This window comes from Calothrix rhizosoleniae SC01 (assembly GCF_900185595.1).
Classification (GTDB): Bacteria; Cyanobacteriota; Cyanobacteriia; order Cyanobacteriales; family Nostocaceae; genus Calothrix_A; species Calothrix_A rhizosoleniae.
Genome location: NZ_FYBH01000428.1, coordinates 1 through 7560, shown reverse-complemented (window position 1 = coordinate 7560; position 7560 = coordinate 1). Strand labels below are relative to the sequence as shown.

The window sequence follows — 7560 nt, the reverse complement described above, 5'->3', positions numbered from 1 at the left end:
TTTATTTCCCTCCTTCATATCATGTCCGCCTGATTACTGATGATATTGCTATCCATGCAAAAATAACCTAAACCCTCTCTCCTCCTGCTCCCCTTCGGGTTGCGCCACTTGCTACAATGCGGGAACCCGCGCAACGCAGTGGCTTACCTGCCCCCTGCCCTCTTGCAGTCCTAACTGATCAGTCTTTAACCGGATATGATGTCACTCCTTCCCTCTTAACTATTATCTGAGTCTTCTACCACGCCGACTAAAGATTGTAAGTCAAATTTTTCGTCTTCATCGCTGAGACAAATTCCAGCACTGACAACAGTGAGATCATGCTTAGAGATGGCACTACTGTGATGTTCTCCATCACTAGTCGTCCATTCTACCACCCAATGCTCCTGGCGATCGCTAAATTCTTGCAATGTCCCACCACCCATTTTTAGAGCTTTTTCTAATCGTTGGTGATCGCGTTTTTCCTGATTTAAGGCAGAAAATTCTTCAGCCTGTTGGGTAGCCAAGTCATAAACGATACTCATCTCCGGTGTCATACCCTTGAACTGAAGTTCTCCAGGGGCGGTAACTTGTTGGAGATGCTCTCTTAACTGTACAGCAATTAAGGGATCGGCACGGCGATCGCATTCATCAAACCACCAAGCTACTCCATCAGTACGCGCCACAATTGTCTCAAATCTGGCTCCATCAGTAACTAAATGCACGGCTACTGGCTGAGAATATCCGCAACGCTGCTGCATATCCCCCTCATTTACTGGATATGCTAACCAAGTCTGTCTTTGTAATTTATGGGCAAGTCTCAGACGTAAGGGCTTGAGATATTGTAAGTACTCTGATATTTGTGGTAGACAAGGTTCTTCTAACAATGCTGCTGTTTTCGTATCTAGAGCTTGGAAAATGCCCCAGCCTTCAAAATTACGGGGTTTGGGGGTGAATGTATATACCATTCCCTGCAAGCGAGTTCGGATCTTTCCACCCCTTATACATGGAGCGACAAATTGGGTGGAGTGCAATTCCTCTTCTTTTCCAGCTAATTGTTGAATTAGCTTGTTTATATCTGCCATAAGTCTTTAAATATTATGGGTACTTAGTAGTATTATTAACTTGCTCGATATGCTTTCGGCGTTATGCCCGTCAGTTGTCGAAACTGTCTGCTTAAATGACTGTGGCTATTGAACCCGCAATCAAAGGCAATATCCATAATGGATCTTGAGGTTTGTTTTAATAATTGCTTTGCCCGTTCTACGCGTTGCTGAAGCAGATATTGGTGAGGAGATAGACCGAGGGATTGTTTAAATAGACGACCAAAATGAAATTGGCTCATATCTACCAGTTGAGCTAAGTCGGCAAGCTTAATCTCACTATTTAAGTGGGCATCCACGTAGTCTAAAACTTGCAGTAGCTGATGTTGAGGTAAACCACCATTATAGACGGGCAACTTTGGTCTTGTCGTCCCATGTTGCCGGATCAAATGTACAGCTAAAACGTTTGCTAGGGAATCAACATAAAGTTGGCTGCTAAACGATTCTTGGTGCAATTCCGCGAGTAACATCATTGCGATCGCCTCAATTTGAGGGTCACGAGTTTGAAACATTGGCACTAATTCAATGCGATCGCCATTTTGAGCCAGAGTTTCCTCTGCGACATTCCGCACAAACGAGTCTTGAATCCGAATTTGTACAATTTGGATATCGCCATCGGCTTGGGTAAACAGGGTTGTATTGGAAGGAGTAATTAGCAAATCACCCTTACTGTATAGCCCAGCTATTGTACGATTATCTTGCCTGTGCAAAAAACGAAAAGGACGTGGCGAAAGCAACAACCCAAGAGTATGCTCATCCTTGAAATTCCATCTCCCTTCACCTGTCTCGTACCTACATAAATGGCGACAGTGTAGAATCCCAAGCTGTTCCCATTGCTGAGTAACATTCCATTCAGACTGTGAAGCAACATTGTGAGTTGTTGGAACAATCGGATTCGACATGGCAGGGTTCGGTGAATATTTAGCCAAAGTGCAGCAATTTTAACAAAAGATTATCTACTGCAAATCAAATCGCAACAATCTTTTTATTGTTTTGCAACCCAATTATTATCCTAGTGATCGCAAAATTGTGAAAATCCCACAAGAATTAGATAGTCGAGAATCAATTATTTCTCTAAATTGAAAATGTCATTTGGATATTAGAATCAAAGAATCATGAAAGCAATTGTATTAACTAAATACGGTCAGTCAGATGTTCTTCAGCTCAAAGAAGTAGAAAAACCAACCCCCAAGGATAATGAGGTCTTGGTAAAAGTTCATGCCGCATCTGTGAATGATTGGGACTGGTGTCTCATGAGAGGTACGCCATTTTACATCCGCTTGTTATGTGGTTTCCTCAAGCCCAAAATCCAGATACTTGGAGCTGAAATAGCAGGTCGAGTTGAAGTGGTTGGTGGAAACGTAACGAAGTTTCAACCAGGTGATGCGGTATATGGGGACGTCTCTGAGTGTGGTTTTGGTGGTTTTGCCGAGTATGTCTGTGTACCTGAAAATGCCTTAGCCATGAAACCTGATAGCATGACATTCGTTGAAGCAGCTGCCATACCTCATGCAGCAATGCTAGCTGTACAAGGTCTTTATGATCAAGGGCAGATTCAGCCAGGACAAAAGTTGTTAATCAATGGTGCTGGTGGTGGTGTAGGTACATTGGGGGTGCAGATTGCTAAATCCATGGGGGTTGTGGAAATAACTGGAGTTGATAGCTCCAGTAAATTGGACATGATGCGCTCCATAGGATGTGTTCAAACAATTGATTACACACAAAAAGACTTCACGCAAAACAAGCAGTGTTACGATTTGATTCTCGATACTAAGACAAATCGTTCGATATTCAAATATATGGGCGTGCTTAGCCCTCACGGTAAATATGTTACCGTTGGCGGCTCTACACCTCAACTTTTCCAAGCTTTATTTTTGGGAGCAATAATAGGTTTGTTCAGCAAGAAGAGGGTGTGTCTTGTTAATCTAAAACCCAATAAAGATTTAGATTATATGAATGAGCTTTTCTCCTCTGGCAAGGTCAAACCCATGATAGATGGTCCTTACCAGTTAAGTGAAGTACCAGAAGCAATTCAGTATTTTGGAGAAGGCAAACATAAAGGCAAAGTAGTCATAACCTTGGAGCACAATAAGGAAACCTAATTGATATGGCTGTTCTGGTAATCATTGTGGCAAAGCCATAAGAGACTGGACTCGCACTGGCAGAATTCAATATTATTCTAAACAAATTGTAGGCGATCGCTTTTGTCTATTGGGTTATGCCGCAGGTTTTATTGATCCTCTATGCTTCAGCGTTAAGATTTTTCTCAAACGAGTAAAAATTCCCGGTTATCATCTTTACATATGGGAGAATAAAAATTAGGAACTGGTTTTTACGAATTGAAATTTTTCAGCTTGGTAAGGCATTGATAGCTAATTGCACTACGTGCAGCATTCCTAAATCAGAAAATATATCTGCTATTGTTTCTCTCAGATTAAGGGAGATTTGTCTAACTGAATAAAATCGACAATTGCTTGACTGCAACCAGGTATAAAATCTGGATTTATATTACCAGCTTTAGGAGGTAGTAAAATGGCAAATCGAGATAGTTTAGTTCACACTTTATGGCATAAAATGCAACAAGATTCTGTTAGTTGGGGCTCGCTGATACTTTGGGTAATTGCATTAATGGTACTTTTATTAATGGTGACAATAGTTCCTGCGGTTTAATATATTTATCGCAATATTCTGTATACATTATTAATAAAAGTTTATAACCCCGACCTTTCCCAGCCGGGGTTATAACCTGGGGATATGAATTTTGATCATGCAAAAATATTTATGTTTGCTCTCAAAAAAATACTCGCTAAAATTATGAAAAATCAAATTTTTAGCGCCCAAATTTTTCTTGCATTCATAGGGAGGATGCTTAATTATTTCGTTAGCATAGCTCGTCTGCAAGAGGTATTTTGAATTCTTCCTCTTGGGACTCTATAGCAGTAAGCATATAGGTTAAGATATTGTTAAAGCACCAAACCTATGAACAGTAAACTTATTACTTGCGCAGTGGTGAAATTAAATCAAAAAGCGGTAATCTGGTTATCTGCAACTATCGTACTATTGGGTGTAATGGGATGTGGCAAAATATTTCCATCCTCTGGTTACACAGTTCAGAGAGTTAGTGATGGTGATACAATCGTAGCCACAGATAACCAGAACCAAAAAATTACCGTGCGCTTCGCCTGCATTGATGCACCAGAAGTACCCCATTCTCGCCGAGAAAGAGAAAGTAGAAAATCCATTGCTCGCAATCAGTTTAAGTGGGGGAAAAGAGCACAAAAACGGGTACAAGAATTGGTCAAAAAGGGGGGCGATCGCGTTATCTTAAATATAGTAGATAGCGATCGCTATGGACGTAAAGTTGCTGAAGTCCGATTAAAAAATGGCACTTTTATTCAAGAAGTATTAGTTCGTGAAGGATTAGCACAAGTTTACCGTCGCTATTTAAATCAGTGCCCCAGTAAAGATATCATCCAAAAAGCCGAAGCAGAAGCCAAAAAACAACGTCGGGGTGTTTGGCGAGATAATAAATATGTTAAATCTTGGGAATTTCGGCGGATTAAACTGCGATAATTTCCTGTATCTACTCAATTTTTCACTTGCTCAATCCATTGAATCACTTGATGACCAAGGCTGGTATTATCTAATCTATCTATTTCCCTGATTCCCGTAGGACTAGTAACATTGACCTCAGTCAGATAACCACCGATTACATCAATCCCCACAAAAATTAAACCATCTCTACTGAGAGTAGGAGCTAACTGAGCGCAAATTTCCTGTTCTCTAGGAGTAATCTCCGTTTTAGCCACACTCCCACCAGTCGCCATATTATTACGAAACTCCCCTGCACCAGAAAGACGATTAACTGCACCAATAGGTTTACCATCAAGGAGAATAATTCGCTTGTCTCCCTCCTTCGCTTCGGGGATAAAAGTTTGAATCATTACCGGTATTTTTCCTTGATTGGTACTCAGTTCAATCATGGAATTGAAATTGCGATCGCTATCTGACAAAATTAAAATACCTTCCCCTGCTTTATTCCCCAGTGGCTTGAGAATCGCCGAACCCTTTACCTCAGTAAATTTTCTAATAGTCTCCTTGTCCGCAGTCACAATAGTTTCAGGAATTGCTTCCGTAAACTGCAAAGCATACATTTTTTCATTTGCAGCTCGAATACCACTAGGACTATTTATTACTAAGGTCTTATTCCGATCAATGTAGTCCAGAATATAGGTAGCATAAAGATAGGGCACTGTTACAGGGGGATCTGTCCGCATAAATACGGCATCCATCGTTTCCAAAGGACAGAAGGTGCTGGTATCACTCAATTTATACCAGGGATTTGCAGCGATCCAACCCTTAGCTCCTAATTCTATGGGTATCAGTTCTACCCGTTCTAAGATAGCCCAAGCCTTACCTTCCACCACACTTAAATGATTTACCTGAGTTATCCAAACTTCATGCCCTAAAATATATGCTGCTTCCATTAAAGCAACACTGGTATCATGGCACGGATCCAGACTATGGATGGGATCGATGATAAAAGCCAGTTTCACTCTGTCTGCCTCAATTGCCGGAATTTCTAATGTTATTAACTTTAGATGATTTTCTGCCTCTTTGGCAGATTAATGTCATCACTAAATTTACCCCTTTACAACCATGACATGCATAGGGTAAAGGGGTAATTTCATCGCATTAGCCATAAGAGTTAAGACTAAGACACATTGGATGGCTGAAAGAACAGAATAAAAGCTTTCTGCCTTTTGCTATAGCAAGCAATTTGTACAACCTCAGAAAGATTGCTCTTAACTACACGCTACTTGCAGAGGTCAGCAACTCATCCAACTTTCCTTGGTATTCCAAATCATAAATATCATCACAGCCACCAACATGAACATCATTGATGAAAATTTGTGGTAAGGAGCGACCTCCATTAGCTCTTTGAGCCATTTTTTGCCGCGCTCCTTCATCCCCATCAATGCCGTATTCTATAAACTCCACTCCCTTCTTCGTCAATAAACTTTTCGCACGAATACAAAACGGGCAAGTTCTCCAAGTATAGATTTCTACTGTTGCAGCCATAATTTTTTCAATTTATTGTAATAATTCTTAATTTTATAATGTTTATATGGTGAACGGCATTATTATTTTGGCTATCAGAAACTATAAACTTTCCCATCTCATATCTTTGATATCTCAGATTATTTATATATTATGGGGAGAATAAACAATCAAGTATTTAATTACACTTAAAAATAAAAATCAGAGGATCTGCGATCTGAACTATAATTGACAATTACATCAATCCAATAGCTACTAAAACGCTTATCCTCTAAGAGATGTATTGATTTGCATCCAGTTGCGTAATAGCTAAATTTTATTCCAATTTTATTAACAATTACCTCAGTAATTATACCATGAATTGTAATTTATGTAAAAATTGTTTCTATGTATTTGTCGTTTGTGAGCCTATCATTGATTTTCGAGATAGGATAACTAAGGGTTAATCAACAGCAGTTGGTAAGAGGTGACCCCCTCATAAGAGTAGATTTTTAAACAGTTCTCAAGTAACCTCAAACTTTGATTTGTGCTTATGTCTCGTAATTATCGTCCTGCTTTTTGGCGTTATCTTAAAGCTCGGTTATGGAATTTAGCCAGACCCAGTTTTTGGGGGACGGCAATTTTTTTAGCTGTGGTGGGGATGGGAATTTATGAATACTGGACCAACCCAGGTTTTTTGAATGGATGGCAGCAAAAATCAGTAAATTCATCTCCATTGGCAGAATCTTCTATTTCTGATGCAAATAAGTCCATTTTGGCTGATATTGATAATTTGCCAGTAATTTTAAATGATAGGGAAAAGGCGGATTTTTCATCCACAGCTCTAATCACCACTCCCGCAAATCGGAAGGCTAATCGCAAAACCCTATTAGATAATTTAACTACCACATCCAAGAACCTGAGAAATAAGACCAAGTCAAAGTCAAATATAGTCGAGGCAAATCCTATATCTAATTTGCAAATAGAAAATCCCTTTTTGACACAGGCAGAAAATTTACTAAAAGGGAATAAAGCACAAACTAAGAATAATTTGTTGGGTATTAATTTATTTTCCCAGAATTATCCTAATCCCCAATTGACGACAAGACCGATTGTAGGATTGGACTTACATAGCAAAATTAATACTACTCCAAATGTCCCTCTTACCAGTCCATTACAAGCGGCTATAAATAAATCAATTCAGTCTAGCCCAACTAGAAATAACTTCAGTCTCAATCACTCATTCAATCAGCCTGGGGTAAATAACACTGGCTTACAGTCTCCCGACATAAATAGTTTATCTGGAGTTACTAGTTATACTCAACTAATTACAATCAAACAGCAACCAAATACAAGTAATTTTAATTCTGGTTATACCCAGCCAGGATTGACAAATCAACAGCGAAATAAACCGATCAATATTCTTCCTACTAACCAGCAA

General features: G+C 39.5%; 8 protein-coding genes. 4 read left to right on the top strand and 4 right to left on the bottom strand.

The window, feature by feature from the left end:
- Positions 1-215: 215 nt before the first annotated feature.
- A complete protein-coding gene (locus CALSC_RS24980) occupies positions 216-1061 on the bottom strand; it encodes a hypothetical protein (RefSeq protein ID WP_088243897.1) in 846 nt (281 codons plus the stop codon).
- A gap of 35 nt (positions 1062-1096) precedes the next feature.
- Positions 1097-1981, bottom strand: coding sequence for a helix-turn-helix domain-containing protein (locus tag CALSC_RS24975; protein ID WP_088243896.1), 885 nt, complete (start codon positions 1979-1981; stop codon positions 1097-1099).
- Positions 1982-2194: 213 nt separating this feature from the next.
- Here CALSC_RS24975 and CALSC_RS24970 point away from each other — a divergent pair, with 213 nt between their 5' ends.
- The 3 genes from CALSC_RS24970 (at position 2195) to CALSC_RS24965 (ending at position 4652) form a co-directional block, all read left to right on the top strand.
- The gene (locus tag CALSC_RS24970; protein ID WP_088243895.1) at positions 2195-3181 is read left to right on the top strand and encodes an NAD(P)-dependent alcohol dehydrogenase; all 987 of its coding nucleotides are present in this window, start codon (positions 2195-2197) and stop codon (positions 3179-3181) included.
- A gap of 430 nt (positions 3182-3611) precedes the next feature.
- Positions 3612-3749 (top strand): hypothetical protein, encoded by a 138-nt coding sequence (locus CALSC_RS27170; RefSeq protein WP_200817752.1) that lies wholly within the window; start codon positions 3612-3614, stop codon positions 3747-3749.
- A gap of 309 nt (positions 3750-4058) precedes the next feature.
- Complete coding sequence (locus CALSC_RS24965) at positions 4059-4652, top strand: thermonuclease family protein (protein WP_088243894.1); 594 nt, start codon at positions 4059-4061, stop codon at positions 4650-4652.
- Between the two features lie 14 nt (positions 4653-4666).
- Here CALSC_RS24965 and gshB read toward each other — a convergent pair whose 3' ends face one another.
- Positions 4667-5635 carry a glutathione synthase gene (gshB, locus tag CALSC_RS24960; RefSeq protein ID WP_200817751.1) on the bottom strand — a complete coding sequence of 323 codons (969 nt, stop codon included), beginning with the start codon at positions 5633-5635 and terminating at the stop codon, positions 4667-4669.
- Positions 5636-5888: 253 nt separating this feature from the next.
- Positions 5889-6161 carry a glutaredoxin 3 gene (gene grxC / locus CALSC_RS24955; protein WP_088243892.1) on the bottom strand — a complete coding sequence of 91 codons (273 nt, stop codon included), beginning with the start codon at positions 6159-6161 and terminating at the stop codon, positions 5889-5891.
- Positions 6162-6672: 511 nt separating this feature from the next.
- Between grxC and CALSC_RS24950 the strand changes: the two genes are divergently transcribed.
- On the top strand, positions 6673-7560 hold an 888-nt coding region (locus CALSC_RS24950), incomplete at its 3' end, for a hypothetical protein (protein ID WP_088243891.1).